Source organism: Sphaerisporangium sp. NPDC088356, from assembly GCF_040685555.1.
Taxonomy (GTDB): domain Bacteria; phylum Actinomycetota; class Actinomycetes; order Streptosporangiales; family Streptosporangiaceae; genus Sphaerisporangium.
The window spans coordinates 1-24,667 of the sequence record NZ_JBFBIK010000072.1; the positions used below are offsets into that span (position 1 = coordinate 1).

Genomic DNA, 24,667 nt, shown 5'->3' on the forward strand with positions numbered 1-24,667 from the left:
AGCACACGTGACGCATTCGACCAGCATGTCCGGAGTTTCGTAAGTCTTCCATCCGGGTATGGACTTCTCCCGGGGCGTGCGCTGCTGCTTGGCGTTCAGCTGGTCGCGAGGGACCAGGGTGGGGTTGACGTGCTCGAGGACCGACTCCCTGGTGATGACGACGCGTGCCACATCTTGACGGGAGGGCACTTCGTACATCACCGAGAGGAGGACCTCCTCCATGATGGCGCGCAGCCCGCGGGCTCCGGTGCCACGCAGGATCGCCTGGTCGGCGATGGCCTCCAGCGCGTCGTCGGTGAACTCCAGCTCGACGTTGTCGAGCTCGAACAGCCGCCGATACTGCTTGACCAGGGCGTTCCTCGGCTCGGTGAGGATCTGGATGAGCGCCTCACGGTCAAGGTTGTGCACGCTGGTGATGATCGGGAGACGGCCCACGAACTCGGGGATCATGCCGAACTTCAGCAGGTCCTCCGGCATGACGTCGGCGAAGATGTCGGACGCGTCGATCTCATCCTTGGAGTGGATGATCGCGTTGAATCCGATGCCCTTCTTGCCGATGCGCGACTCGATGATCTTCTCGAGGCCGGCGAAGGCTCCACCGCAGATGAACAACACGTTGGTGGTGTCGATCTGGATGAACTCCTGATGCGGATGCTTGCGGCCGCCCTGCGGCGGGACCGAAGCGGTCGTGCCTTCGAGGATCTTCAGCAGGGCCTGCTGCACGCCCTCGCCCGAGACGTCGCGGGTGATCGAGGGGTTCTCGCTCTTGCGGGCTATCTTGTCGACCTCGTCGATGTAGATGATGCCCGTCTCGGCCTTCTTGACGTCGTAGTCGGCGGCCTGGATCAGCTTGAGCAGAATGTTCTCGACGTCCTCGCCGACGTAGCCCGCCTCCGTGAGCGCCGTGGCGTCCGCGATGGCGAACGGCACGTTCAGCATCTTCGCGAGAGTCTGCGCGAGCAGGGTCTTACCCGAGCCGGTCGGGCCGAGCAGAAGAATGTTGGATTTTCCAAGCTCAAGGCCGTCGTCTCGGCCGCGCTCGCCGGACTGCACCCGCTTGTAGTGGTTGTACACCGCCACCGAGAGGGCCCGCTTCGCCTTGTCCTGACCGATGACGTAGGCGTCGAGGAACTCGTAGATCTCTCTCGGCTTCGGGAGACTGTCCCACTTGAGCTCGGAGGACTCGGATAGCTCCTCCTCGATGATCTCGTTACAGAGATCGATGCACTCATCGCAGATGTAGACGCCTGGTCCGGCGATGAGCTTCTTGACTTGCTTCTGGCTCTTCCCGCAGAACGAGCACTTCAGCAGGTCTCCGCCGTCGCCGATGCGTGCCACCCCAGATACTCCTTTGCGTGGGACCGCCTGCTCCGCGATCCGAATCTTGCGGACTCGGTCCGAAAAGTCATCCCGCTCAGGTTTCGACGTTACCGTCTTCTGGGCCCTCAGTGCGCCCCCTAGCGGTGAGTCGCACCGGAACGTGCCCAATTGGGCACCGTTCCGGTGCGATCCGCGTCCTCAGGAAGCCACGGCTTGGGCGCGTTTCTTCCGTGAGGGGATGATGTCGTCGATCAGGCCGTACTCCTTGGCCTCATCGGCATTGAGGATCTTGTCGCGCTCGATGTCGCGACGAACCTCTTCCTGCGTCTTGCCCGAATGGCGGGCGACGATCTCCTCCAGCAGCGAGCGCATCCGCAGGATCTCGCGCGCCTGGATCTCGATGTCGCTTCCCTGGCCGCCACCCTCGGTGGACGGCTGGTGGATCAGGACACGGGCGTTCGGCAGCGCGAATCGCTTGCCCGGGGTGCCACCGGCCAGCAGCACGGCCGCGGCGGACGCCGCCTGGCCGAGGCAGACCGTCTGGATCTCCGGGCGGACGAACTGCATCGTGTCGTAGATCGCCGTCATCGCGGTGAACGAGCCACCCGGCGAGTTGATGTAGATGCTGATGTCACGGTCGGGATCGAGTGACTCCAGGGTCAGCAACTGGGCCATCACGTCGTTCGCCGACGCGTCGTCGATCTGCACCCCGAGGAAGATGATGCGATCCTCGAAAAGCTTGTTGTAAGGGTTCATCTCCTTGACGCCGTACGTGGTGCGTTCGACGAACGAAGGGATGATGTAGCGGCCGTTGATGTCTCCCGGCCGGATCAGATCACTCACGAATTGCCCCTTCAGGAGACGGCGCCCTCAGAGGGCACCTGCCGCGCGCTGCGCACGACGTTGTCGATGAAGCCGTAGTCCTTGGCCTCCTCGGCCGTGAACCAGCGGTCCCGATCGGAGTCCCTCTCGATCTGGTCGAGCGGCTGACCCGTGTGGTGGGCGATGCGCTCGGCCAAGGTCTTCTTGACGTAGAGCATCTGCTCGGCCTGGATCGCGATGTCCGCGGCCGTGCCGCCGATGCCGCCGGAAGGCTGGTGCATCATGATGCGAGCGTGCGGCAGCGCGTAACGCTTGCCTGTGGCCCCGGCGCACAGCAGGAACTGCCCCATCGAGGCGGCGAGACCCATGGCGACCGTGCAGACATCGTTCGGCACATACTCCATCATGTCGTAAATCGCCATGCCGGCGGTCACCGAACCGCCAGGAGAGTTGATGTAGAGCCAGATGTCTCGGTCGGCGTCGTCGGCGGCCAGGAGCAGCAGCTCGGCGCAGATGCGGTTGGCGACCTCGTCGTCCACCTGGGTGCCGAGCACCACGATGCGCTCACGCAGCAGACGGTTGTATAGCTGGTCCTCGAGCCGGAACGAGCCGTTCTCACGGCCACGCGACTCCGGCCCGAAGCTGGTGGGCTGGAAAGAGGTCGGCGGGCTGGTCACAGCGTCACCTTCCGATGCGTCGTAATCGATGGGCTTTGCTTGTGACCTTAACGCGCGGCACCGACCGGTCAGACCCCGTCTTCACGCTGTTCGCTGACGGCGCAGGTGCCTAGGGGCTCAGGGGGGTCCCGACGCGCGGCGGCGATCCTCCAGGTCAAGCTCGTGGATGAGATGGCGCTGCGTCCCAGCGCTGATCTTGCCCTTGGAGTAAAGCTCGTCCAGTTTCTCCCGCTGGGCATGGGCGAGTTGCTTGCGGAGCCACCGGGTTTCGGACTGTCCCGACTGCCCGTCGTCGTCGAGGATCGCCCGTACACGGTCGAGCCGCAGTTCGAGCAGCTGGCGGAAGACGTCGGCCATGTGGTCGTCCACCTGGCCGTCCGAGCTGAGCCGGTCGAGCCTCGCCAGAGCGGCCTCCATCGTGGCCTCACGGGCCGTCGCCTCCTCGACGACCGACTTCTCCGACTCCCCGAGGCCGAGGCGGCGCAGCAGCGGGGCCAGGGTCGTGGCCTGCCCGATAAGGGTGACGAGGACCACGGCGGCGGCGAGGAAGATTATCAACGGCCGGTTGGGCGCGGTCAGAGGGATCGACAGCGCGACGGCGAGCGTGATGGCGCCCCGCATTCCCGCCCAGCCCATGACAAGGCGTTCCTTCCTGGCGATGCGGTCGAAGGACAGGTGCTTGCCAGGCAGCCACTTGGCCAGCGGGAACACCACCATCGTCCACAGCAGCCGGAGCAGCACGATGACGGCGATGACGATCAGCGCCGTCCCCGCCAGCGAGGCCGCCGAGTAGTTCGACACGCCGGCGATCACCTGGCGGATCTCCAGCCCGAGCAGGACGAACAGGCTGGACTCCAGCAGGAACACCAGGACGTCCCAGAAGGCGTTACCGGTGAGCCTGGAGGCGGGCTGGAGCAGCCCATGGGCGCGCATGCCGAGGTAGAAGCCGGTGGTGATGGTGGCGAGCACCCCGGAAAGCCCGAAATGCTCCGCGGGGAGATAGGCGAGGAACGGCGTGATCAGGGAGACCACGATCTGCGCGCCGCTGTCCTTGATCCAGAGGCGGAACCGGGCCACGGCCCATCCGATGACCAGGCCGTACAGCACGGCGCCCGCGACCACGCGGATCATCAGCCAGGCCCCGTCGGCCAGCGTGACCGGCTCGGCGAGCGCGGTCAAGGCCAGACCGAACAGGGTCAGGGCCACGGCGTCGTTGACGAGGCTCTCACCCTCCAGGATCGTCACCAGGCGGCGCGGGGCGCCGAGGCGCTGCATGATCGAGGTAGCCGCGACCGGGTCCGTCGGCGACACCGCCGCGCCGAGCGCGAGCGCGACCGGCCAGCCCACCTGCGGCACGGCCAGATGCACCGCCAGCATGACGGCGAGGGCCGTCACGCATGTGAGGCCGAAGGCCATCACCGAGATCGGGACCGCGTCCTCCTTCGTCTCGCGAGGCGCGGTCAGGAACGCCGCGCGGTAGACCAGCAGCGGCAGGTAGATGTTGAGGATGACCTCGGGCGCGACCGCGGCCTTGGACATGCCCGGCAGCAGGCTAGCGGCGACTCCCAGCAGAACGAGGGGGATCGCCTGCGGGATGCCGAAGTGCCGCGCCAGCCCACGGCCGACCAGCATGATCACAGCGATGACCACGGCGACGATGAGGTAAGCCTCGATCATCTGCCCCCCCGATTACGTGCGTCCACAGTCGGGAGTTGCCCGGCAATCGGCAAGAATCACCTCAAGCTTCGCCTATGCGTGCATGCATCTACCTGCGGGCCTGGCGTGAGACGACGACGCCCCCGCCGCGAGAGTGCGGCGGGGGCGTCGTGAAAGCCGTGTCGGCACGCCTCCGAGGAGAGCCCGGTTCGGAAACCAGGCCGCCGGGAAGGCTCGTCAACGCCTGAACGAGACGCTGTTCAGGCGTACGTCAAGCGGGCCGGAGGGTCACTCGACCGGCTGCTGGGCGGCGGCCTCGGCCTGGGCGGCCTCGTCGGCCTCGTTGAGCTCGGTGTAGATGGCCTTGAGGTCGACCTCGTTGCCCGCCTCGTCGACCACCTTGGCCGCGTCGCCGATGACGGTCTTGGCCTTGTCGCGGACGATCTCGACCATCGCCAGCGTGAGCTGGTCGTTGTCGGCGAGGTGCTGGGCGAGGGTGTTCGGGGCGACGCCCATCTGCATGGCGCGGCGCACCACGAAGTTGGTCAGCTCCTGCTCGTTGACCCCGAGGTCCTCCTGCTTGACGATCTTGTCAAGCAGGAAGCCGGTCTTGATCGCCTTGCGGGAGTTCTCGTCGAACTCGGCGAACCGCTCTTCCTCGGTGGTCTGGTAGAGCCGGAAGAACGCCTCGCGGCTGAGGCCGCTCTCGCCGATCTGGTGCTCGAGGTTGTGCTTGCGGGCGTCGAGCTCGGCCTTCAGCGCGCTCTCGGGCAGCGGGATGTCGAGCTGGTCGAGCAGGGTCGCCAGGGCGTTCTCGCGGGCCTGCACGACCTGGTCGACGAGCTTGTTGCGGCGCGCCTGCTCGCGGATGCTGTCGCGCAGCTCCTCGAGGGTGTCGAACTCGCTGGCGAGGCCGGCGAACTCGTCGTCGAGCTCCGGCAGGACCTTCTCCTTGACGCTCTTCACGTTGATGGTGACGTCGGCCTCCTCGCCGGCGTTCTCACCGCCGACGAGCGTCGTGGTGAAGGTCTTCTCGTCGCCCGCACCCATGCCGACCAGCGCGTCGTCGAGGCCTTCCAGCACCGAGCCGGCGCCGACCTCGTAGGAGACGTCCGAGGCCTGCTGCTCCTCGATGTTCTTGCCGTCGATCGTGGCGGAGAGGTCCATCACGACGTAGTCGCCGTTGCCGGCGGGGCGCTCGACCCCGGTCAGCGTCGCGAACCGCTGGCGCAGCGCGTCGACCTGGGTGTCGATGTCCTCGTCGGAGACCTCGGCCGAGGGAACGGTCACCTCGAGGCCTTCGTAGGCCGGGATGTCGAAGGCCGGGCGGACGTCCACCTCCGCGGTGAACTCCACCTCCTTGCCGTCGTCGATCTTGGTGACCTCGATCTCGGGCTGGCTCACAGGGAAGACGTCGCTCTCGTCCACGGCCTGGCCGTACAGCTTCGGCAGGGCGTCGTTGAGGGTCTCTTCCAGAACCACCGCGCGGCCGAAGCGCTGCTCGATGATGCGGGCGGGAACCTTGCCGGGGCGGAAGCCGGGCACGCGCACCTGCTGCGCGACCTTCTTGTACGCCGCCTGCATGCTCGTCTCGAGCTCCTCGAACGGCACCTCGACGGTGAGCTTGACCCGGGTCGGGCTGAGCTCCTCGACAGCGGTCTTCACGGGGTGGTCTCCTTGATCAAGCTTCTGGTGATCGCGGGCGCGTCATGCCGTACGGCTACCGCGACATGCTCGCGCGCCGCGCCCACATGGGCGGCTCAGTGCACAGGCCAGCGGGCACAACTATCTGGGCGTGCTCAACTGTGGCGGGTGTCCAGCGCCGCATGCCAGTCTAGGGCAGGCGGACACCTTCGGCGTCATCGACAGGCGTCAGAATCCATCAGAGATGATCTTCTGCAGGATGTCGACCGTCGCGTCAGGAGTGGTGCTCACGGCGCAAAGCCGCTCCATCACCTCGCTGTAACGGTCCACTTCCTCACGTTTGTCCAGGTAGAGAGCGCTAGCCAGCTGCTCGACGTATACCACGTCAGGGAGCTCGCTGTCTTCGAAACGAAGAATGCTGAACGCGCCCCCTTCGGCGCTGTGCCCGCCGAAACTGAACGGCATGACCTGAATCGTGATGTTCGGCAGGCGCATGAGCTCGAGCAGGTGCTCCAACTGGCCGCGCATCACGTCGGCGCCGCCGATCGGCCTCCGCAGCGCGGCCTCGTCGATCACCGCCCAGAAGACCGGCCCGTCGCCGCGGTCGAGGATGCGCTGGCGCTCCACCCGCAGGTCGACGCGGCGCGCGATCTCCGCGTGGCCGAGGCCGGCCGCGCCCGCGGTGATGACGGCGCGGGCGTACTCCTTGGTCTGCAGCAGGCCCGGGATGAACTGCACCTCATAGGTGCGAATGCGCGACGTGGCCTCTTCGAGACCGACGTACGCCTGGAACCACGAGGGCAGGAGATCGTTGAAACGGTGCCACCAGCCTGGTTCGTTCGCTCTCTCCAGGAGGTCCATGACGGCCGACCGCGCCTCTCCGTCCGCGACTCCGTAATAGGTCAGCAGGTCCGCCACATCGCGTTCCTTGAATCCGACCCGGCCCAGCTCCATCCTGCTGATCTTGGATTCGGAACCGCGGATCAGATGACCGGCGTCCTCGCGCGATATGCCCTTTTGCTCGCGGAGGCGACGCAGCTGGGAGCCCAGGAGGATGCGGAGGGCCGTGGGACCGGATCCAGGCTGGAACAGCGTCATTCGGCCTCCTTCTCTACTCAGGCCAGCCAACACAGTGTCACCACTTCCGGCCCCCATGACAAGGTCTGGTCCGCGCGTCCCTTTCACGCGTCGCATCGGTACGACTCAGAGATCCCATCCGTACGAGTTCATGCGTCTGCACAGCGCAACTGCACGTGCATTTGGGTCTTGCACCAAGCCGCAATACTGACCCATGATGGCCTAGTGCATATTGGGCTAAAGGTGCACTAACTCGTAAAAGAGACGACTGGCTGCGGAGACTGACAATGACAGCGGGAGGTATCAGCAGGATGCTGGAGCCCGTATCCGCGGCCCACTGCCTCGAAGTAACCCGTGAAGTGGGATTCCAAAGGCTGTTGCGGTCGAGCGGCCGGGAGGACGCCACCACCTGCCCGTTGCGCCCCCAGGCCGATTCCGTGAAAACGGCCCGTGATGTGACCCGGACCACCCTCAGGGGATGGGGACTTCCGGAACTCGGCGACGACGCGGCACTCGTGGTGTCGGAGCTGGTCACCAACGCCGTGCGGTACGCGAGCTACTCTGCGCGGCACTTCGAGGAGCATCCGATCACTTTGATGCTCCTTCGTCTTTCGCCGCACGTGCTGCTCGTGGTGTCAGACCCCAGTGACGAGGTGCCGACGCCCAAGGAGCCCGACTTCGTCTCGGAGAACGGGCGCGGCCTCTACATCGTCGAGACCTACAGCAAGTGCTGGGGCTGGGACCCGCTGGACGAGGGCGGCAAGGCCGTCTGGGCGCTCTTCCGCGCCGACCGCTGACTTCCCAACGACCCTTGCCCTCTGGCTCGCGACCGCCTCCGGGCTTCCATCGCCCCGGCCTCGGACGCCCGTGACCGGGCACAACCCCGCTGAAATCCATGAGAGTCCGCCGCCGGCTCCCGCGCCAGGCGGGGCCGGATATCGGCGCGTCGGGGTGACCGGATTTGAACCGATGATCTCCTGCACCCAAAGCAGGCGCGCTACCAAGCTGCGCTACACCCCGGAACGTCGGGTCGCTCGCGCACTCGCAATCTCCGGTACGCTTACGTCCTGACGACCGGATGAAGTCTAGACCAGACAGCGACCGGCTCGCGCGGACGTAGCTCAATGGTAGAGCCCCAGTCTTCCAAACTGGCTACGCGGGTTCGATTCCCGTCGTCCGCTCCAACGAAGAAAGGCCAGGTCAGCCCATACGCGGCGACCTGGCCTTTTCGTTTCCTAAACTTCAGGATCTTTCGTGCCCGTGGCGTGCCCGATGCTTTGTGCCCGCCATACTGAGCTCTCTTGAATGCTCGGCCGAGGACACGCGCGATGGCCTGGTCACGGTCCTTGCTCGCGTGCTGGTAGATGAGCGCCGCCCTGATGGAGCCGCCCGCCCGCCGTACACAGCACCCGCGGCACCAAACCTCACCCACCGACCACGGACGCGCCGCCGCCGTACAAATACAGCCCGACGATCGCCGTGCTCTGGCTGGCTACCGCACAGGGTCAGGGGCGATCGAAGGTCCCGGACTTCGTTGCTAATGACGGTGCGGTCCACTGGACATGCCATGCGGGAACTGCGGGGGCTCGACGTGAGGTTTGAGAATCTCAAGGCGGTCGCTCAGAACGCCACTGCCCAGGTCTTAGACGCGTTCTAAGAGAACCACGGGGATCTTCCGGGAGGTCTGCTCCTGGTAGGCCGCGTACTCCGGCCTGGCCGACACCATCAGGCGCCACAGGTGTGGATGCTCTGCCGCGGTGGCGGGGCGCGCTCGTGCGGTGAAGGTCTCCGTACCGACCTGCACGGTGACGTACAGGTCGGCAAGCAGGTTGAGGTACCAGGCCGGGTGGTGGTCCGCGCCGCGGTTGGAGGCCGCTAGGACGTAACGGTCGCCGTCGAGCGCGTAGACGAGTGCGGTGCGGCGCAGTTCGCCGGTTTTCCGGCCTCGGGTCGTCAGTAGCAGGTCGTTCACGCCCGGCCGTGGTCGACCGCCGGTCTCCTCGAAACGGCGGATGTGCTCGGCGACCCAGGCGTTCGGGTTGTCGTGGACCTCGGGCATCACTCCTCCCGGACGCTGACGGCGGCGCGGTGGTGGAGAGGTTGCTCGATCTCGTCTAGCAGCGCGATGGCGAAGTCCGCGTATGTGATCCGGCTGGCCGGGTCGCCATGCTCGGCGTTCCGGTACCGGCCGGTGCGCGTGCCGGCATGGTCGAAGTCGCCTGCGGGGGCCAGGTACGCCCAGTCGAGGTCGCAGGTCCGAAGCTCGTCGAGGCCCGCCGCGTGGCCGAGGTAGAAGGAGCGGTACTCGTTCGGGTAGCCGGGCTCGTCCATCAAGGGAGTGCCTGACGCCCCGGGCAGGATCGATGCGAGGCCGACCACCACCAGGCGGCGCACACCCGCCTTCGCCAGGCCGGTGGTCAGGGCGCGGGCTGACTCGGTGAAGAAGTCATGCGGTGACACGGACAGGTCCACGGCGGCGCTGATGGCGGCGTCATGCCCGGTGGCCGCATGCTCGATGCTCACCGGGTCCGTGACGTCGCCCGCCACTACCCGCACATCGGTCAGGTCGCTGTGGCCTGCGGGGTCGCGCACCACGGCGGTGACCTGGTGGCCGCGCCGGTGCGCCTCGGCGACGGCCTGCCGCCCGGCCCGGCCACCCGCGCCAAAGACCACGATGTTCATGACGAACCGCCTTTCACCAGGGCCGGAGCGCGTGCAGCCCCGGCCGGTTCTCCGACGCTATCTGGGGCCGCGGTTACCACTGGGATACCGGCTATCGTGAGGCCATGAGGGAACCTGCGGCGCGGCAGGTTAGAGTCGCGCGGACCACAATCTTCCAAACCGGCTACGCGGGTTCGATTCCCGTCGTCCGATCTCACGATAAAGGCCCAGGTAGAGGACATGCTCCTCGACCTGGGCCTTACTTCTTTCCTTCTGGCTTTCCGGTTTCTTTCCGCACGCCCGTCGTTGGACGGGAGCCTCAGATGTGCTCCATGTTCCGGAAGCGGACGATCGTCGCGTCGTCAACGAGATCATCTTCGAGGAGCCGGTGGCGCGGCGGCCCGATGGGAGGCTGACGGCCCGCGCCGGGGGCCTTCAGAGGATCTTGGCGGCCTCCGTGTTGAGGCGATATCCCTTGGGCAGGGGGAGGCCATGGCTGCGGAAGTGGAAGAGTTCGACGTCATCGTCGTGGGTCTCGGGCCGGGCGGGGAGGATGTCGCCGAGCGCCTGGCGGCGGCGGGCCTGGCCGTCGCCGGGGTGGAGGCCAACCTGGTGGGCGGCGAGTGCCCTTACTGGGGATGCGTCCCCTCCAAGATGATGATCCGGGCAGCCGACCTGCTCGCCGAGGGCAGGCGGATTCCCGGGATGGCGGGCGAGGCGGCCGTCGCGCCCGACTGGGCTCCAGTGGCCCGCCGCATCCGTGAGGAGGCGACCGACAACTGGAAGGACAAGGTCGCCGCAGACCGGTTCACCGACAAGGGCGGCACCCTGGTGCGGGGCCGGGGCAGGATCACCGGGCCGAAAGAGGTCACGGTCGACGGCACGCGCGCGCTGCGCGCCCGCCGCGGCATAGTGATCTCCACCGGCTCCCAGGCCGCCGTCCCGCCCATCGCCGGGCTCGCGGGCACGCCGTACTGGACGAACCACGAGGCGATCGAGACCGAGCAGGTGCCCGAGTCGCTCATCGTGCTCGGCGGAGGCGCGATCGGGGCCGAGCTGGCCCAGGTGTTCGCCCGTTTCGGCGCGGAGGTCACCGTGATCGAGGCCGCCGGGCGGATCCTCGGCCCGGAGGAGCCGGAGGCGTGCGAGCTGATCGCGAAGGTCTTCGACGGCGAGGGCATGACGGTCCGTACGGGCACCAAGGTCACGCGGGTGGACCACCACGGGGCCGCCTTCACCGTGATGACCGAGGACGGCAGCCACCGGGCCGAGAAGCTGCTGATCGCCACCGGCCGCCGGTCCGACCTCGCGGCGCTCGGCGTCGGCGCGATCGGTCTCGACGAGTCCGCGCACGCGATCGTGGTCGACGAGCACATGCGCGCCGCCGAAGGCGTCTGGGCGCTTGGAGACGTCACCGGCAAGGGCGCCTTCACCCACATGGCGATGTACCAGGCGGAGATCGCGATCGCCGACATCCTCGGCGAGCGCGGGCCTGCCGCCTCCTACCACGCCGTCCCGAGGGTGACGTTCACCGATCCCGAGGTGGCGGCGGTGGGGATGACCGAACGGGAGGCCCGCGAGAAGGGCATCTCCGTACGAACCGCGTTCACCGAGCTCTCCTCGTCCGCCCGGGGCTGGATCCACCGGGCCGACGGCTTCGTCAAGCTGGTGGCGGACGAGCGGGTGCTGGTCGGCGCGACGATCGCCGGGCCGTACGCGGGCGAGATGCTGGGCATGCTGACACTCGCCGTGCACTCGCGGGTGCCGATCGAGCAGCTCAAGACCATGATCTATGCGTATCCGACATTCCACCGGGCGATCGAGGACACTCTCGGGCAGCTCGGCTGACCCTCGCGTCTGGAACGCTCAGCGTGACGCCGGCCGCTTGCCGTGGTTGGCCTTCTTCTTCCTGCGGGCCTTGCCCTTGCGCGCGCGTCTGCCCATCTCGCGGTCTCCTCTCCGTGCGCCTCGTGCACCCACAGTGCCCCTGGCGCCTGAGCCGTACAAGGCCCAAACGTCAAAGAGTGCACAGGCCACGGGCCGCGTCCGTCATAGGTGTGTCTTCCCCGTTGTGAGCTCTCCGCCATCAAGTTTCAACATCGGACCGTTAGTAACGTGCGATAATTTGTTGGAATCTGTTGAAGAGGAGAGAACCATGCTGGCCCAGCAACGGCAGCAGGCGATCCTCGAGCGCGTTCGCAGGAACGGCGCGGCACGGGTCGCCGACCTGGTCCGCGAGCTCGGGGTGTCCGATATGACCATCCGCCGCGATCTGGAGGTCCTGGCCGAGCGCGGGCTCATCGAGAAGGTGCACGGCGGCGCCACCGCCACGGGCGCGGGGTCGACCGAGGAGCCGGGGTTCGCGGCCAAGTCCGTGCGCCAGCAGGCCGAGAAGGAGGCCATCGCGCGCCGGGCCGCCGAGCTCGTACGCCCCGGCACCTCCGTGGCGCTGTCGGCGGGCACCACCACGTGGACACTCGCCCACCACCTGGCCGACATCCCCGAGCTCACCGTCATCACCAACTCGGTGCAGGTCGCCGACGTCTTCCACCGGTCGGGGCGTGCCGACCAGACCGTGGTGCTCACCGGCGGCGTACGCACCCCGTCGGACGCGCTGGTCGGCCCGGTCGCCGTGGCCGCCATCCGCCAGCTGAACGTCGACACGCTCATGCTGGGCGTGCACGGCATGAACCTCAGGGCGGGGTTCACGACTCCCAACCTGCTGGAGGCCGAGACGAACCGCGAGCTGGTCGCGGCCGCGCAGCAGCTCGTCGTGCTCGCCGACCACACCAAGTGGGGCACCGTGGGCATAAGCACGATCGCCAAGCTGGAGGAGGCCCACGTCGTGATCAGCGACACGGGCCTGCCCGAGGAGGCCGGTTCGACTCTTTCCGACCAGGTCGGCACCCTGATCCTCACCGATCCCGCCGGCGCACCGCAGGTGGTGGCCCAGTGAAGCGCACGGCCATCCGCCTCGCCGACGGCCGCGAGCTGATCTACTTCGACCGCCGCGACGACGCCGACCGGAGCACGCCCGACACCCGCGAGCTGCCCCCGCGTCCTCCGGCCTCCGAGCTGCGCCACGACCCGGTCATGGACGAGTGGGTCGCGGTCGCCGGCCATCGGCAGAGCCGTACGTTCCTGCCTCCCGCCGCCGAGTGCCCCCTGTGCCCCTCGGCGCCGGGCCGGGCGACCGAGATCCCCTCCCCCGAGTACGACGTCGCCGTCTTCGAGAACCGGTTCCCGTCCTTCAGCTTCCACGCGGGCGACTACGAGCAGGTGGGCGGCCTGAGCGAGGTACGGCCCGGCCTCGGCCGCTGCGAGGTGGTGTGCTTCACCTCCGAGCACGGGTCGTCGTTCGCCGCCCTCTCCCCCGAGCAGGTGGACCTGGTTCTCACGGCCTGGGCCGACCGCACGGCGGAGCTCGCGGCGCTGCCCGGCGTGGAGCAGGTGTTCTGCTTCGAGAACCGCGGCGCCGAGATCGGCATCACGCTGTCCCACCCGCACGGGCAGATCTACGCCTATCCCTACGTGACGCCCCGCACCCGGCAGATGCTGGCCTCCGCCGGGCGATACCGCGAGCGGACGGGGGGCAACCTGTTCGCCGACGTGCTCGCTGCCGAGCGGAAGGCCGAGACGCGCCTGGTGGCGTCGAACGACCACTGGACGGCGTTCGTCCCGGCCGCGGCCCGGTGGCCGTTCGAGGTGAACGTCTACCTGAACCGCCAGGTCCCCGACCTGTGCTCGCTGGACGCCGAGGAGCGCGCCGCCTTCGGCCCCCTCTACACCGATGTGCTCCGGCGGCTGGACGGCCTGTTCGGCGTGCCGATGCCGTACGTCGCGGCATGGCACCAGGCCCCGGTGCGCACCGGGCGCGACCTCGCCTACCTGCACCTCCAGCTGTTCAGCATCCGGCGGGCCAAGGAGAAGCTGAAGTACCTGGCCGGTTCCGAGTCCGCGATGGGCGCCTTCGTGAACGACGTCCTCCCCGAGGAGGCGGCCCGGCTGCTCCGGTCCCAGGATGACCTGGGGTGATTTCCGCCCCCAAGTCGCCACAAAGGGGGCTTTACCACTACCATCCATCGCACACCGGCCGTATCGGCTGGTGTGCCTAATCCCAGGTGCCCCGCCTGGGAACCGGGGACCCATTGGTTCTTGGGGTGAATCCACTTCGTGGTAGGGCGACTCCGGCCCGAACCCGTCAGCTAACCCGGTCGGCAGATGGAGAGGAGTGGGCTCTGCCCCCGACTTCGGGCCGCTACGCCTACGTGGCCGCCAGCGTTCTGACCGCGGCCGGGCTCATGCTCGGCCAGGCGACGGCGGGAAACGCCGCGCCGAAACCCACAGAGAAACAACTCAAGTCGCAGCTCGCCTCCCTCGGCAAGAAGGTCGACAAGCTGATCGGCGAGTACAACGCCAAGCGCGTCGCCGTCGCCAAGGCCAAGGCGGCCGAGAAGTCGGCACGCGAGCGCCTGGTGAGCGCCGAGACGGACCTCAAGGCGGCGCAGGGGCAGGTCGGCGACATCGCCCAGCTCCGCTACCAGGCGGGCGGCCTCGGCATGGTGGGCGAGCTCATGGCCCCGGGATACGGCGACGCCGCCATGCTGCAGCAGCTCCAGGCCGAGCAGTCGGCGAAGCTGGCGGGGTTCGCCTCGGCCAGGGACGCCCGCAAGAAGGCCGCCGACGACGCGGCCGAGCTGACCAAGCAGCTCCGCGACGACGTCGTCGAGGTGACCGGCCAGCGCAAGGACGCCGAGAAGCTGATCGGGCAGATCAAGGACAAGCTCGACCAGCTCGTACCGACCGCGCCGGGCAAGCGGGCGAACGGGTCGTGGGCTCCGGAGCTTCCCACCGGCGGCGACAACATCACCCCGAGGACACGACTGATGCGGGCCGAGGTGAAGAGCCACTTCTCCCTCGGCTTCCCGGTCGGCTGCTACCGCGCGGAGAACGACGGCGGTGAGCACCCGCTGGGCCGCGCATGCGACTTCATGCTGAGCTCAGGCGGCGCGATGCCCTCGGCCGGGGAGGCCGCGCTGGGCGACCAGATCGCCGCGTGGGCCATCAAGAACGGCCGCAAGCTGGGCGTGAAGTACGTCATCTACAAGCAGCGGATCTACAACCTGGGATTCCCCGGCTGGCGTGCCATGTCGAACCGTGGCGGCGTCACCGCGAACCACTTCGACCATGTCCACATCTCGATGTACTAGCCACCGGCCGGCCGGTGGTCAGCCGAGCCGGGCGGTGAGGCTCTTGGGGGCGATCAGGCGGTAGGCCTCGGTGACGATCTCGGCGATCTCGGCCCAGTCGGCGGGGACGTCGAGGTAGACGCCGAGCCAGCCACGATGCCCGACATAGGGCGGGCGGAAGAACCGCTCGGGCTCCTCGGCGACCATCGCCTGCTGGGCGCCGGGCGGCGCCGCGCACCAGAAGGCCAGGCGGTCGTCATGATGGTGGTCGGCCAGCGTCACGAAGGTCTTCTTGCCACGCACGAACCAGGTCGGCGCGCCGTGGCTCAGCCGCTCGCTCGTCTCGGGCAGGGCCAGGCACAGGCGTCGTAGCCGCTCCAGCGCCTGCGACGGCTCGATCTCCACGTGCTCACCCTAGAACATCGATCACCTGTTCGGATCGCCGTGGGCCTGCCGGTCAGCCCGACAGGCGGATCGGGTTGACGATGTCGGCGTAGATGAGCAGGGTGCCCATGACCAGGAGCACCGCCGCCATGGCATACGTCAGGGGCAGCGCCTTGGCGATGTCGACATGGCCGGGGGCCGGACGTCGGCGCACCTTGGCGTACCCACGCTTGAGCCCCTCCCAGAGGCCTCCGGCGATCTGGCCGCCGTCGAGGGGCATCAGCGGGATCAGGTTGAACAGGCCCACCGCGAGGTTCACCCCGGCGAGCAGCTGGAGCAACCCGACGATCTTGTTCTCCACCGGTACGGGCGCCGCGGCGATCTCGCCGCCGATGCGGCCCGCGCCCACGACGCTCATCGGGCTGTTGAGGTCGCGCTCGCCTCCGCCGAAGGCCGCCTGCCAGACGCCGACGAGCTTCTCGGGGAATCTCGTGAGTGCCTGGGCGCTGCGCTTGGTCACGTCCCACATGACGCCGACGACGTAACCGGGGCCCTGCTTCTCGAGGACGACGGTGGGGCTCACACCGAGGAAGCCGACGGCCTTGTCGATCTTGGTCGGGTCGTCGACCGACGGGCGGTCCTGCGCGACGAGGTTGGCGTTGAGAGTCATGGGCTTGCCGCCGCGCTCGATGCCGATGGCGACGGGCCCGGCGCCGTGCGCCCGGACGACGCTGGTCGCCTCCTCCCAGGAGGCCACCGGCTTGCCGGCGAGGGAGACGATCTTGTCGTTCACCTTCAGGCCGGCCAGTGCCGCGGGGGTCAGCGGGTGCGAGGGCGTGCACTTCTGGCCCTTCGCCTGCTCGGCCTGGGTCATGACGCACTTGGAGACCTCGGCCACGACCGGCTTCATGACCTGGACGCCGAACCCCATGATGATGATGGCGAACAGGACGAAGGCCAGCACGAAGTTCATGGCGGGCCCGCCGGACATGATGATGATCTTCTGCCACCAGGGCTTGCGGTAGAAGACCCGCTCGCCGTCACCCGGCCGGATCTCCTCCAGCGACGCCTGACGGGCGGTCTCGATGAGCCCCTGCCAGGGCCCGGTGGACATGCTGCGGAGCTTGGTCGGATCGTCGTTGGGCTTCGGGGGCAGCATGCCGATCATGCGAATGTAGCCGCCGAGCGGAATCCACTTCATGCCGTATTCGGTTTCGCCACGGCGCCGCGACCACATGGTGGGCCCGAAACCCACCATGTACTGCGTGACCTTCACCCCGAAGATCTTGGCGGGGACGAGGTGCCCCACCTCGTGCAGGCCGATGGACAAGGCCATCCCGAGGAAGAAGATGAGAAACCCGGCCACGATGAGCCAGCTCATAGGTGCTACCCCCACCTGCGGAGAAGATGCCTTCTGTTTACATTGCCCCGTCTGAGAGTAACCGAACTCGGCGGCAACTCCGGCCGGGCCGCGAAATCGGCTATCAACGATCAACCGTAGGAGTGACTTGCGCGAGGTGGACCGAATCGGGAGACTGCATTGACGGTAAGCAATCATGTAGACACCGTGGGATATGAATCGGCGAAGCACTATTTGCCGGATCTGTTCCAAGGCCACCCAAGGGAGCACCTTGATACGCATCCTTGTTGCCGAACATCTCCCGCTGGTTCGCCGAGGGCTGGTGGCATCGCTGAACGGGGAGAAGGATCTCAGGGTGATCGCCGATGTCGCCTCCGGCGCGTACATCGTGCCGGCGGCCCTGGAGCTCAGCCCGGATGCGGCTGTGATCGATGTGGACCTTCCCGACGTCGACGGCCTCACCGCCGCCGCCCGCCTCCACGAGAAGGCCCCCGGCTGCAAGGTGCTCCTGCTGTCGTCGCAGCCAAGTCCGGGGCAGGTACGAAAGGCGTTCGCCGCGCACGCGCTCGGCTTCCTCAGCATCGACGTGGCGCCGGAGCACCTCGCCGACGGCATCCGGCGGGTGGCCGCCGGGCGCAAGGCCGTGGACTCCGACCTCGCCATCGCGGCGCTGACCTCGGCGGACAACCCTCTGACCCCTCGCGAGCTCGACGTGCTCCGCATCGCGGCGCAGGGAGCGGCCTCCAAGGAGATCGCCGCGAAGCTCTATCTGTCGGTGGGAACGGTCCGCAACCACCTGTCGCGCATCATCTGCAAGACCGGAGCGCGCAACCGGGGCGACGCGGTGCGCATCGCGGCCGAGGCGGGCTGGCTGTAACGGCGCGGAACGCTACGGGCGCCAGATGAGGATCAGGGCGCAGTCGTCGTTGTGCCCGGCCGACATGGAGTTGACCAGCGGCCGCGCGCCGTCGTGGAAGCCCGAGGGCACCAGGCGCTCGGCCTCGCCGAGCAGCCGGTCGAGCCCCGAGTCGATGTCGCGGCCGGGCTGCTCGATCAGGCCGTCGGTGTACAGCATGAGCGCGTCGCCCTTGTGGAGCACGCCGCTGTCGGGCTCGCAGTGCAGGTCGGGGACGACCCCCAGGACCACGCCCTTGGCGGCCGACACCTGCCACGTGCCGGTGCCCGCGTCGAACTTGACCACGGGCGGATGACCGGCCGAGGTGATGTCATACGCCCCGGTGGACAGGTCGAGGCGCAGGTGGACCGCCGTGACGAACCCCTCCCCCTCGGGCTGGCGGTGGAGGTAGGCGTTGCACGCGGGCAGGAACGAGTCGACCGAACCGAGCAACCCTCCGAAGGTGCCGGAGAGCATGAGCGCCCGGGTGCCGGCGTCCACTCCCTTGCCTGACACGTCGACCAGCGCGATCTCCAGGATGTTGCCGTGTCGCATGGAGACCAGGAAGTCGCCGCCGAAGGACGAGCCGCCCGCCTGCTTGAGCACGACGCGCGAGCCCCAGTCTTTGGCCGGGAGCTGCGGCAGCTCTCCCTGCCTTTTGAGCCGGTCTCTGAGCTCCAGGAGCATGACGTCGCCGCGCAGGCCCTGCACGCCGAGCTTCCCGCGGGTGCGGGCCATCAGGAACGCGAGGACCGTGGTGAACCCGATGGTCACGAGGAACCCCGCGCCCACGGACCCGACGCCGAGGACGGCCGCGATGTAGCCCAGGGCGACGCCCACGGCTCCCGCCAGGACGACGAGGCTGCGCAGCCGGAGCTGCAGGCCGCCCACCAGGATGACGAGGATGAACAGGCTCGGGGAGAACCACTCGGTCGACACCCTCGCGGCGAGCCCGCCCAGCAGCAGGGTGAGCACGCTCAGGGTGATGAGGAGATTCCGGTCACGCGCGAGCGGTCCCCTGCGGAGGAATCGCACGATCCGCACCAGGAACGGGATGCGTACCAGGATCGCGCGGAGCCGTGGGGGGATCAGCGGCGCCGGACGGGAAGTCATGATGCACCCGACTCTATCTGCCCGTCTGCACTTTAGGCAGCCGACTTGACCAAGACCTTGATCATTAAACGGGGATATTAGGTGGCCGATCCTGTTTGCCCGGCCATAACGTTAATCGGATGAACACGGAACCAAGCCCGGCCATCCGCCCGATCAAGGACTCAGAGTGGGGCGAGTGGCTTGAGCTCGACGAAGAGGCGTTCGCGGAGGACACCGCGGGGCCCCGGGCCGAGCGATTCAGGGCCCTCGTCGAGTGGGACAGATCCCTCGGCGCCTTCGACGGCGACCGGCTGGTCGGCAGCACCCTTGGGCTGACCTTCACCATGACCGTCCCGGGCGGCCCGAGGCCGGTGTGCGGCGTGACGGGCGTCGCGGTGCTGCCCTCCCATCGGCGCGTGGGCGTCCTGTCCGCGCTGATGCGGCGCCAGCTGGCCGATCTCCACGAGAACGGCGAGGCGGTCGCGGCGTTGTACGCCTCCGAGGCCGCGATCTACGGCAGGTTCGGCTATGGCAGGGCCGCCGACAACCTGTTCCTCAACATCCCCAAGCGGGGCTCCCAGTTCGTGCGGAACGCGCCGTCCGACCCCTCGCTGAGGCTGCGGACCGTACGGCCCGCAGCGGCGCGGGCCGACATCGAGAAGGTGTTCGAGGCCGTCCTCGCGACCCGCCCGGGCCTGTACGCCCGGACTCCGGCGCGGTGGGAGGCGATGCTGGCCGACGACGAGAGCGCCCGCCGCGGGGCCAGCACGCTGCGCTGCCTGATCGTGGAGGACGACGCGGGCCCGAGGGGATACGCGCTCTTCCGGCTCAAGGCGGACTACACCGACCACGACGTGCCCGACGGCCAGGTCCAGCTGAAAGACCTGTTCGGCCTCGACCCGGCCGCCTACGCCCTGCTGTGGAGGCAGGTGCTCGACCGCGACCTGTGCTCCCACGTGTACGCGTCGAGCCGCCCGGCCGACGACCCGATCATGCACCTGCTCGCCGAGCCGCGCATGCTCAACGCGGGCTGGCTCGACGAGATGTGGGTGCGCGTCGTGGACACCGGCAGGGCCCTGCCCGACCGGGCCTACTCGGCGCCCGTGGACGTGGTCATCGACGTCGAGGACGCCGTATGCCCCTGGAACGCGGGACGCTGGCGGCTGTCCGCCGACGCGACCGGGGCGACCTGCGCCCGTACGAACGACCCCGCCGACATCGAGCTTCCCGTCAACGTGCTCGGCGCGGCCTACCTCGGCGGGCGGACGCTCGGAGCGTACGAGGCGGCAGGCGTCATCCGCGAGACCCGGCCGGGCGCGATACGGGCGCTTTCCGCGGCCATGTCGTGGGAGACCAAGCCCTGGGGCGGTCTCGTCTTCTGAGCGGAACCGCGGCCCGCGTTCTAGGATCCGGGCATGGCACTGCAGAGCTTGCAGATCACCGCGATCACGGCGATGAGGGCGCGAGACGTCTCGCGCCCGACTCCCGACCACCAGGACACCGCCGACAGACGACCCCTGCGTGACGAGGCCCCTCGCAAGGGGGATCCCACGCGCAAGCCGGAGCCGCCGCGGAAGGCCGAACCCCAGCGCAAGCCGGACCCCCGCCGCCGCAGGGACGGCTAGGACCCCCGCCGGTCAGACCGGCAGGGGCGGGATCACGCCGGTGGTCTCGTAGGCGAAGATCTGGGCGATGCGGCGCCTGTGCCGCTCGTCGCCCGAGAATTCGGTGCTCAGGAAGACCTCGACGAAGCGCGTGGCCTCCTCCACCGAGTGCATGCGCGCGCCGAGGCTGATGACGTTGGCGTCGTTGTGCATGCGCGCGAGCGAGGCGGTCTCCTCGCTCCAGGCCAGGGCGGCGCGGATGCCGCGCACCTTGTTGGCCGCGATCTGCTCGCCGTTCCCCGAGCCGCCGATCACCACGCCGAAGCTGCCAGGGTCGTGGGAGACGGCCTCGGCGGCGCGGAACACGAAGGTGGGGTAGTCGTCCTCGGCGTCGTAGACGAAGGCACCGTCGTCGACGACCTCGTGGCCGTGATCCTTGAGCCAGGAGACCAGGTGGTTCTTGAGTTCGTAGCCGGCGTGGTCGGCGGCGATGTAGACGCGCACGGGGCCATTGTCGCAGCCACGCGCACCGCTGGTCCATCCGGCCGCGCCGCTCCCGGGTGATCTTCGCAGGGAGGGGTTCCACCGGCGCGGATTCCGTTACAGTAATAGGCGGCTAGCCAGATGACCCCTTACAGGAGAGCTTCATGCGTGAGATCCGCGTGATCGGTGACCCGGTCCTTCGCACCCCCACCGAGCCGGTCACGAGCTTCGACAGGGAGCTGCGCCGCCTGATCGACGAGATGATGGACGCGATGTACGCCGCCGACGGCGTCGGCCTGGCGGCCCCCCAGATCGGGGTTTCCAAGAAGCTGTTCGTGTACGACGCCAGCGGGCGGAAGGGCCACGTCGTCAACCCCGAGCTCGTCGTCGACGACGCCGAGGAGGTCATCGACGAGGAGGGGTGTCTGTCGGTTCCCGGCCGCGACACCGGCAAGCCGCTGTACGCCAGGACGCCCCGGGCGGCCGGCGTGACCGTGCGCGGGTTCGACCGGCTCGGGCGCCCGGTGAAGGTCAAGGCGCGGGGGCTGCTGGCCCGCTGCTTCCAGCACGAGAACGACCACCTCGACGGCGTCCTCTACGTCGACCGTCTGGCGAAGGACGCGGCGCGCAAGATCCTGCTGCAGACGCCCTGAGCCCGCCTCACAGTCGCGATGAAGCCGTAGTGCGGAAATCCCCCTCGGCGCACCGTTTCCGGCCGCCTGGCGCCCGTCCAGCCCCTCGGGCGTCTATCTCACGCCGTCAGCGGCCTGTTCCTCCTCGCCGGGGGCCGGCGAGGAGGCCTCCACCGGGCCTCGGCGGCGGAGCGACTTCAGCGGGGGCCGCAGCGCCAGGCCGAGGCCGACGACCAGCAGGGCGGCGACGACGACCCACTCGTTGGACCCGCCCGGGCCGTACACATGGCCGAGCCTGCCGGTGTCGAACGCCGGGGATTTCGCCCCGGGCGTGAACGTTCCCCGCTCGCTCCCGTAGAACGCGATGCCCTCCCGTACGACCTTGCCGTCGCCGGACCGGAACGCGCCGACCCAGTTGCACTGCTCGTGACCGGGATGCTCAATGCAGTCGAGCCGCTGCGCGGTGAAGGTGCCCTGGACCCCGTCGGCGCGAAGGGCCGCGACCGCGGGGCCGGCGTTCTGCACCGCCAGCAGGACGAGAAGCAGCCCGCCGAGCGCCAGCGCGATGTCGAACGCGCTGACCCGGCGAGCCGGTGTACCGGACGGCTTCATGGGGGGACACCAGCCCTTCGGATCACATCTGCAGGGACTTGACCTCGAAGTACTCCTCCAGCCCGAACTCTCCGAGCTCACGCCCGTTCCCGGACTGCTTGTAGCCGCCGAACGGGGCCGAGGGGTTGAACCGGCCGCCGTTGATCGCGACCTGGCCGGTGCGCAGCCTGCGCGCCACGGCCACAGCCCTTTCCTCGGTGGCCGCCCACACCGCGCCCGCCAGGCCGTACGGCGTGCCGTTGGCGATGTCCACCGCCTCGTCGACCGAGGTGTAGTGGATGATCGACAGGACGGGACCGAAGATCTCCTCCTGCTCGATCGCCATGCCCGGTGCGACCCCGGCGAAGACGGTCGGCTCGACGTAGTAGCCGCGCTCCAGCGGCCGGTCGGCGCCGCCCGCCACCAGGCGTGCGCCTTCCTCCTGGCCGCGGTTGATGTAGTGGACCACCCGGTCGCGCTGGGCGGCCGAGACCAGCGGGCCGAGGCGCGTGTCCTTGTCGAACGGGTCGCCGACGGTGTAGGCGGACGCGGCGGCCACCGCCTGCCTGACGGCGTCGTCGTACTGGTCGCGGTGGACGAGCATGCGCGTCCAGGCCGAGCACGTCTGGCCGGAGTTGAGGAAGGCGTTGGCCACGCCCGCCTTCACGGCCGCGCCCATGTCGGCGTCCGGGAGGATGACGTTGGCGGACTTGCCCCCGAGCTCCAGCGCCACACGCTTGACCGTGGGGGCGGCGAGCTCCGACACCCGCCGACCCGCCCGGGTCGAACCGGTGAAGGACACCATGTCGATGTCGGGGTGGGCGGCGATCGCCTCGCCCACGACGGGCCCGTACCCGCTCACCATGTTGAACACGCCGGCGGGCAGGCCCACCTCGTGGAGGATCTCGGCCAGCGCGTAGGCCGCGAGCGGGGCGACCTCGCTCGGCTTGAGCACGACCGTGCAGCCGGCGGCGAGCGCCGGGGCGACCTTGCACACGACCTGGTGCAGCGGGTAGTTCCACGGGGTGATGGCGCCCACGACGCCGACCGGCTCTTGCAGGATCAGGGAGTTGCCGACGCGCCTTTCGGACTCGCCGTGCTCCTCGGCCAGCCGCGCGTACTCGGCGAGGACCCCTGCGGGCATCAGCGTCTGCACCTTCAGCGCCAGGGCGTACGGCGCGCCCAGGTCGACGGCGATGATCCGCGCGATCTCCTCGGCGCGGGCCTTCAGCAGGTCGGCCGCCGAACGGAGGATCTTGCCGCGCTCGGCGGGAGCCGTGCCGGACCACTGGGGGAAGGCCGCGCGTGCCGCGGAGACGGCCCTGCCGACGTCCTCCGCCGACCCGGCGGGCACCCGGTCGACGACCTCTTCGGTCGCGGGATTGACCACGTCGATGCCCTCACCCGACGAGGACGGGACCCAGGCTCCCTGCACGTAAAGGTGACGCATACTCCTCAATCCCTGCACGCGGAGTGCCCGGCGGCGAGGAGCCGCGCCGCCGGGCGGTGTCCGTCCACCGCCCGGCGGGTGCGCGTCCAGCGGATGTGGTCCCGCGCGGTCGCCAACATCCTGTCGCCTTCCCAATTGAAAGTACGGTCAAGCTTGGGGAACGGCTTGAGTTGACCATGGTTGTCCACAAGGTCGCAACCCTCGGGCGGGCGGCGGGACCGCGGCTCGGCCGATCAGTCGAAGAGGGGTTCCCTGGTGCGGGAGCGCTTCAGCTCGAAGAAGCCGTCGGTGCCCGCGACCAGCAGCACGCCGTCCCAGAGCTTGCCCGCGGCCTCGCCCTTGGGGGCGGGGGAGATCACCGGGCCGAAGAAGGCCACTCCGTCGACGGCGATGACCGGCGTGCCGACCTCCTGGCCGACCAGCTCGATGCCCTTGTTGTGCGACCGGCGCACGGCCTCGTCGAACTCGGTGGAGTCGACGGCGTCCACCAGTTGCGGGTCGAGCCCGGCGGCCTCGAGGCCTTCCGCGAGCACCTCGCGGATGGCCGCCGCCGTGTCGAACTCCTGCTCGGGGTCGCTCGGCTGGAGACGGCGCTGGTTGTGGATGCGGACGCCCAGCTCGGTGTAGAGGGCGCCCAGGATGTCGGTGCCGTACTTGTCGGCCGCGGCCTGCAGCACGCGGACCGGCCCCATGGCGTTGTTGAGCATCTCGCGGTATTCGTCCGGGATGTCCTTGTCCTCGTTGAGCACGGCGAGGCTCATGATGTGCCAGCGCGGTTCGACGGGCCGTACGGCCTGCACTTCCAGCAGCCAGCGGGAGGTCATCCACGCCCATGGGCAGAACGGGTCGAACCAGAAGTCCACCGGGGTTCGTTCAGTCATGGCCAGCTTCCCTGATCGTGATTCCGAAGTGGTTCAATGCCACGGCAGCCACAACCGGCTCCGCGGCGATTTATATTCCTTTGTATTCCGGTAGGAATCGGCGAGGAGATCTTCCCCACCTGTACCCCTTATCCGTCTCCCAGCCTGCCGTTCCCCATGGTTCCGGTGCGCCATCAGGGCGCCCGACGTGGCAGGATTCATGCATCCCTCTCGCGAAGGGGCGGGGGAGAGTCGTGATGAGGAGCGGAT

At 68.5% G+C, this 24,667-nt stretch carries 24 protein-coding genes, 2 tRNA genes and 1 riboswitch; of the genes, 10 read left to right on the forward strand and 16 right to left on the reverse strand.

The genetic code is table 11. The features are described from left to right. The 6 genes from clpX to AB0O34_RS24065 all read right to left on the reverse strand — a co-directional run. The coding region (gene clpX, locus AB0O34_RS24040) for an ATP-dependent Clp protease ATP-binding subunit ClpX (protein ID WP_363918836.1) at positions 1-1,338 on the reverse strand (1,338 nt) is incomplete at its 3' end. A 180-nt stretch (positions 1,339-1,518) separates the two neighbouring features. Beyond that, complete coding sequence (locus AB0O34_RS24045) at positions 1,519-2,163, reverse strand: ATP-dependent Clp protease proteolytic subunit (protein ID WP_363918838.1); 645 nt, start codon at positions 2,161-2,163, stop codon at positions 1,519-1,521. Between the two features lie 11 nt (positions 2,164-2,174). Further along, a complete protein-coding gene (locus tag AB0O34_RS24050; RefSeq protein ID WP_363918840.1) occupies positions 2,175-2,819 on the reverse strand; it encodes an ATP-dependent Clp protease proteolytic subunit in 645 nt (214 codons plus the stop codon). Between the two features lie 117 nt (positions 2,820-2,936). Then, positions 2,937-4,496: a Na+/H+ antiporter gene (locus AB0O34_RS24055; RefSeq protein WP_363918842.1), complete on the reverse strand. Its 1,560-nt coding sequence runs from the start codon at positions 4,494-4,496 to the stop codon at positions 2,937-2,939. Positions 4,497-4,763: 267 nt separating this feature from the next. Next, positions 4,764-6,140, reverse strand: a complete 1,377-nt coding sequence (tig, locus tag AB0O34_RS24060) for a trigger factor (RefSeq protein WP_363918844.1) — start codon at positions 6,138-6,140, stop codon at positions 4,764-4,766. Between the two features lie 207 nt (positions 6,141-6,347). After that, a complete protein-coding gene (locus tag AB0O34_RS24065) occupies positions 6,348-7,217 on the reverse strand; it encodes a helix-turn-helix transcriptional regulator (RefSeq protein ID WP_363918846.1) in 870 nt (289 codons plus the stop codon). A 395-nt stretch (positions 7,218-7,612) separates the two neighbouring features. On the opposite strand from AB0O34_RS24065, the gene AB0O34_RS24070 reads away from it, so the two are divergent. Continuing rightward, positions 7,613-7,993 carry an ATP-binding protein gene (locus tag AB0O34_RS24070; RefSeq protein WP_363918901.1) on the forward strand — a complete coding sequence of 127 codons (381 nt, stop codon included), beginning with the start codon at positions 7,613-7,615 and terminating at the stop codon, positions 7,991-7,993. Positions 7,994-8,142: 149 nt separating this feature from the next. Here AB0O34_RS24070 and AB0O34_RS24075 read toward each other — a convergent pair. Next, positions 8,143-8,216, reverse strand: a tRNA-Pro gene (locus tag AB0O34_RS24075). Positions 8,217-8,306: 90 nt separating this feature from the next. Between AB0O34_RS24075 and AB0O34_RS24080 the strand changes: the two genes are divergently transcribed. Further along, positions 8,307-8,380 (forward strand) — tRNA-Gly (locus AB0O34_RS24080). Positions 8,381-8,838: 458 nt separating this feature from the next. Here AB0O34_RS24080 and AB0O34_RS24085 read toward each other — a convergent pair. Both AB0O34_RS24085 and AB0O34_RS24090 read right to left on the reverse strand, forming a co-directional pair. Then, positions 8,839-9,255 carry a nitroreductase family deazaflavin-dependent oxidoreductase gene (locus AB0O34_RS24085; protein ID WP_363918848.1) on the reverse strand — a complete coding sequence of 139 codons (417 nt, stop codon included), beginning with the start codon at positions 9,253-9,255 and terminating at the stop codon, positions 8,839-8,841. Further along, positions 9,255-9,878, reverse strand: a complete 624-nt coding sequence (locus AB0O34_RS24090; protein WP_363918850.1) for an NAD(P)H-binding protein — start codon at positions 9,876-9,878, stop codon at positions 9,255-9,257. Before AB0O34_RS24090 ends, AB0O34_RS24085 begins: the two co-directional genes overlap by 1 nt. Before the next feature lie 471 nt (positions 9,879-10,349). Here AB0O34_RS24090 and AB0O34_RS24095 point away from each other — a divergent pair, with 471 nt between their 5' ends. The 4 genes from AB0O34_RS24095 (at position 10,350) to AB0O34_RS24110 (ending at position 15,067) form a co-directional block, all read left to right on the forward strand. Beyond that, positions 10,350-11,705: an NAD(P)/FAD-dependent oxidoreductase gene (locus tag AB0O34_RS24095; protein WP_363918852.1), complete on the forward strand. Its 1,356-nt coding sequence runs from the start codon at positions 10,350-10,352 to the stop codon at positions 11,703-11,705. A gap of 307 nt (positions 11,706-12,012) precedes the next feature. After that, positions 12,013-12,813, forward strand: a complete 801-nt coding sequence (locus AB0O34_RS24100; RefSeq protein WP_363918854.1) for a DeoR/GlpR family DNA-binding transcription regulator — start codon at positions 12,013-12,015, stop codon at positions 12,811-12,813. Then, positions 12,810-13,892: a galactose-1-phosphate uridylyltransferase gene (gene galT, locus AB0O34_RS24105; RefSeq protein ID WP_363918856.1), complete on the forward strand. Its 1,083-nt coding sequence runs from the start codon at positions 12,810-12,812 to the stop codon at positions 13,890-13,892. Before AB0O34_RS24100 ends, galT begins: the two co-directional genes overlap by 4 nt. 63 nt (positions 13,893-13,955) lie before the next feature. Continuing rightward, positions 13,956-14,091, forward strand: a riboswitch (cyclic di-AMP (ydaO/yuaA leader). Positions 14,092-14,125: 34 nt separating this feature from the next. Next, positions 14,126-15,067 (forward strand): hypothetical protein, encoded by a 942-nt coding sequence (locus AB0O34_RS24110; RefSeq protein ID WP_363918858.1) that lies wholly within the window; start codon positions 14,126-14,128, stop codon positions 15,065-15,067. Positions 15,068-15,085: 18 nt separating this feature from the next. Here the strand turns inward: AB0O34_RS24110 and AB0O34_RS24115 are convergent, their stop codons facing one another. Together AB0O34_RS24115 and AB0O34_RS24120 are read right to left on the reverse strand one after the other, a co-directional pair. Beyond that, on the reverse strand, positions 15,086-15,451 hold the full coding sequence (locus AB0O34_RS24115; protein ID WP_363918860.1) for an MmcQ/YjbR family DNA-binding protein: 366 nt from the start codon (positions 15,449-15,451) through the stop codon (positions 15,086-15,088). Positions 15,452-15,503: 52 nt separating this feature from the next. After that, positions 15,504-16,811, reverse strand: coding sequence for a site-2 protease family protein (locus AB0O34_RS24120; protein ID WP_363918862.1), 1,308 nt, complete (start codon positions 16,809-16,811; stop codon positions 15,504-15,506). Between the two features lie 193 nt (positions 16,812-17,004). Between AB0O34_RS24120 and AB0O34_RS24125 the strand changes: the two genes are divergently transcribed. Continuing rightward, positions 17,005-17,667: a response regulator transcription factor gene (locus AB0O34_RS24125; protein ID WP_363918864.1), complete on the forward strand. Its 663-nt coding sequence runs from the start codon at positions 17,005-17,007 to the stop codon at positions 17,665-17,667. Positions 17,668-17,679: 12 nt separating this feature from the next. On the opposite strand, the gene AB0O34_RS24130 is transcribed toward AB0O34_RS24125, so the two are convergent. Then, positions 17,680-18,798, reverse strand: a complete 1,119-nt coding sequence (locus tag AB0O34_RS24130; RefSeq protein WP_363918866.1) for a PP2C family protein-serine/threonine phosphatase — start codon at positions 18,796-18,798, stop codon at positions 17,680-17,682. A 119-nt stretch (positions 18,799-18,917) separates the two neighbouring features. Between AB0O34_RS24130 and AB0O34_RS24135 the strand changes: the two genes are divergently transcribed. Both AB0O34_RS24135 and AB0O34_RS24140 read left to right on the forward strand, forming a co-directional pair. Next, complete coding sequence (locus tag AB0O34_RS24135; RefSeq protein WP_363918868.1) at positions 18,918-20,159, forward strand: GNAT family N-acetyltransferase; 1,242 nt, start codon at positions 18,918-18,920, stop codon at positions 20,157-20,159. A gap of 33 nt (positions 20,160-20,192) precedes the next feature. Then, positions 20,193-20,402 (forward strand): hypothetical protein, encoded by a 210-nt coding sequence (locus AB0O34_RS24140; protein ID WP_363918870.1) that lies wholly within the window; start codon positions 20,193-20,195, stop codon positions 20,400-20,402. Positions 20,403-20,414: 12 nt separating this feature from the next. On the opposite strand, the gene AB0O34_RS24145 is transcribed toward AB0O34_RS24140, so the two are convergent. Further along, positions 20,415-20,885 carry a ribose-5-phosphate isomerase gene (locus AB0O34_RS24145; RefSeq protein ID WP_363918872.1) on the reverse strand — a complete coding sequence of 157 codons (471 nt, stop codon included), beginning with the start codon at positions 20,883-20,885 and terminating at the stop codon, positions 20,415-20,417. 143 nt (positions 20,886-21,028) lie between these two features. On the opposite strand from AB0O34_RS24145, the gene def reads away from it, so the two are divergent. Further along, entirely contained in the window at positions 21,029-21,517 is a 489-nt protein-coding gene (gene def / locus AB0O34_RS24150) for a peptide deformylase (protein WP_363918874.1), read from the forward strand. 93 nt (positions 21,518-21,610) lie between these two features. On the opposite strand, the gene AB0O34_RS24155 is transcribed toward def, so the two are convergent. The 3 genes from AB0O34_RS24155 to AB0O34_RS24165 form a co-directional block, all read right to left on the reverse strand. Beyond that, the gene (locus tag AB0O34_RS24155) at positions 21,611-22,108 is read right to left on the reverse strand and encodes a hypothetical protein (protein WP_363918876.1); all 498 of its coding nucleotides are present in this window, start codon (positions 22,106-22,108) and stop codon (positions 21,611-21,613) included. 22 nt (positions 22,109-22,130) lie between these two features. Further along, on the reverse strand, positions 22,131-23,537 hold the full coding sequence (locus tag AB0O34_RS24160; protein ID WP_363918878.1) for an aldehyde dehydrogenase family protein: 1,407 nt from the start codon (positions 23,535-23,537) through the stop codon (positions 22,131-22,133). Between the two features lie 233 nt (positions 23,538-23,770). Beyond that, positions 23,771-24,418 (reverse strand): disulfide bond formation protein DsbA, encoded by a 648-nt coding sequence (locus AB0O34_RS24165; RefSeq protein ID WP_363918880.1) that lies wholly within the window; start codon positions 24,416-24,418, stop codon positions 23,771-23,773. Between the last annotated feature and the right edge of the window lie 249 nt (positions 24,419-24,667).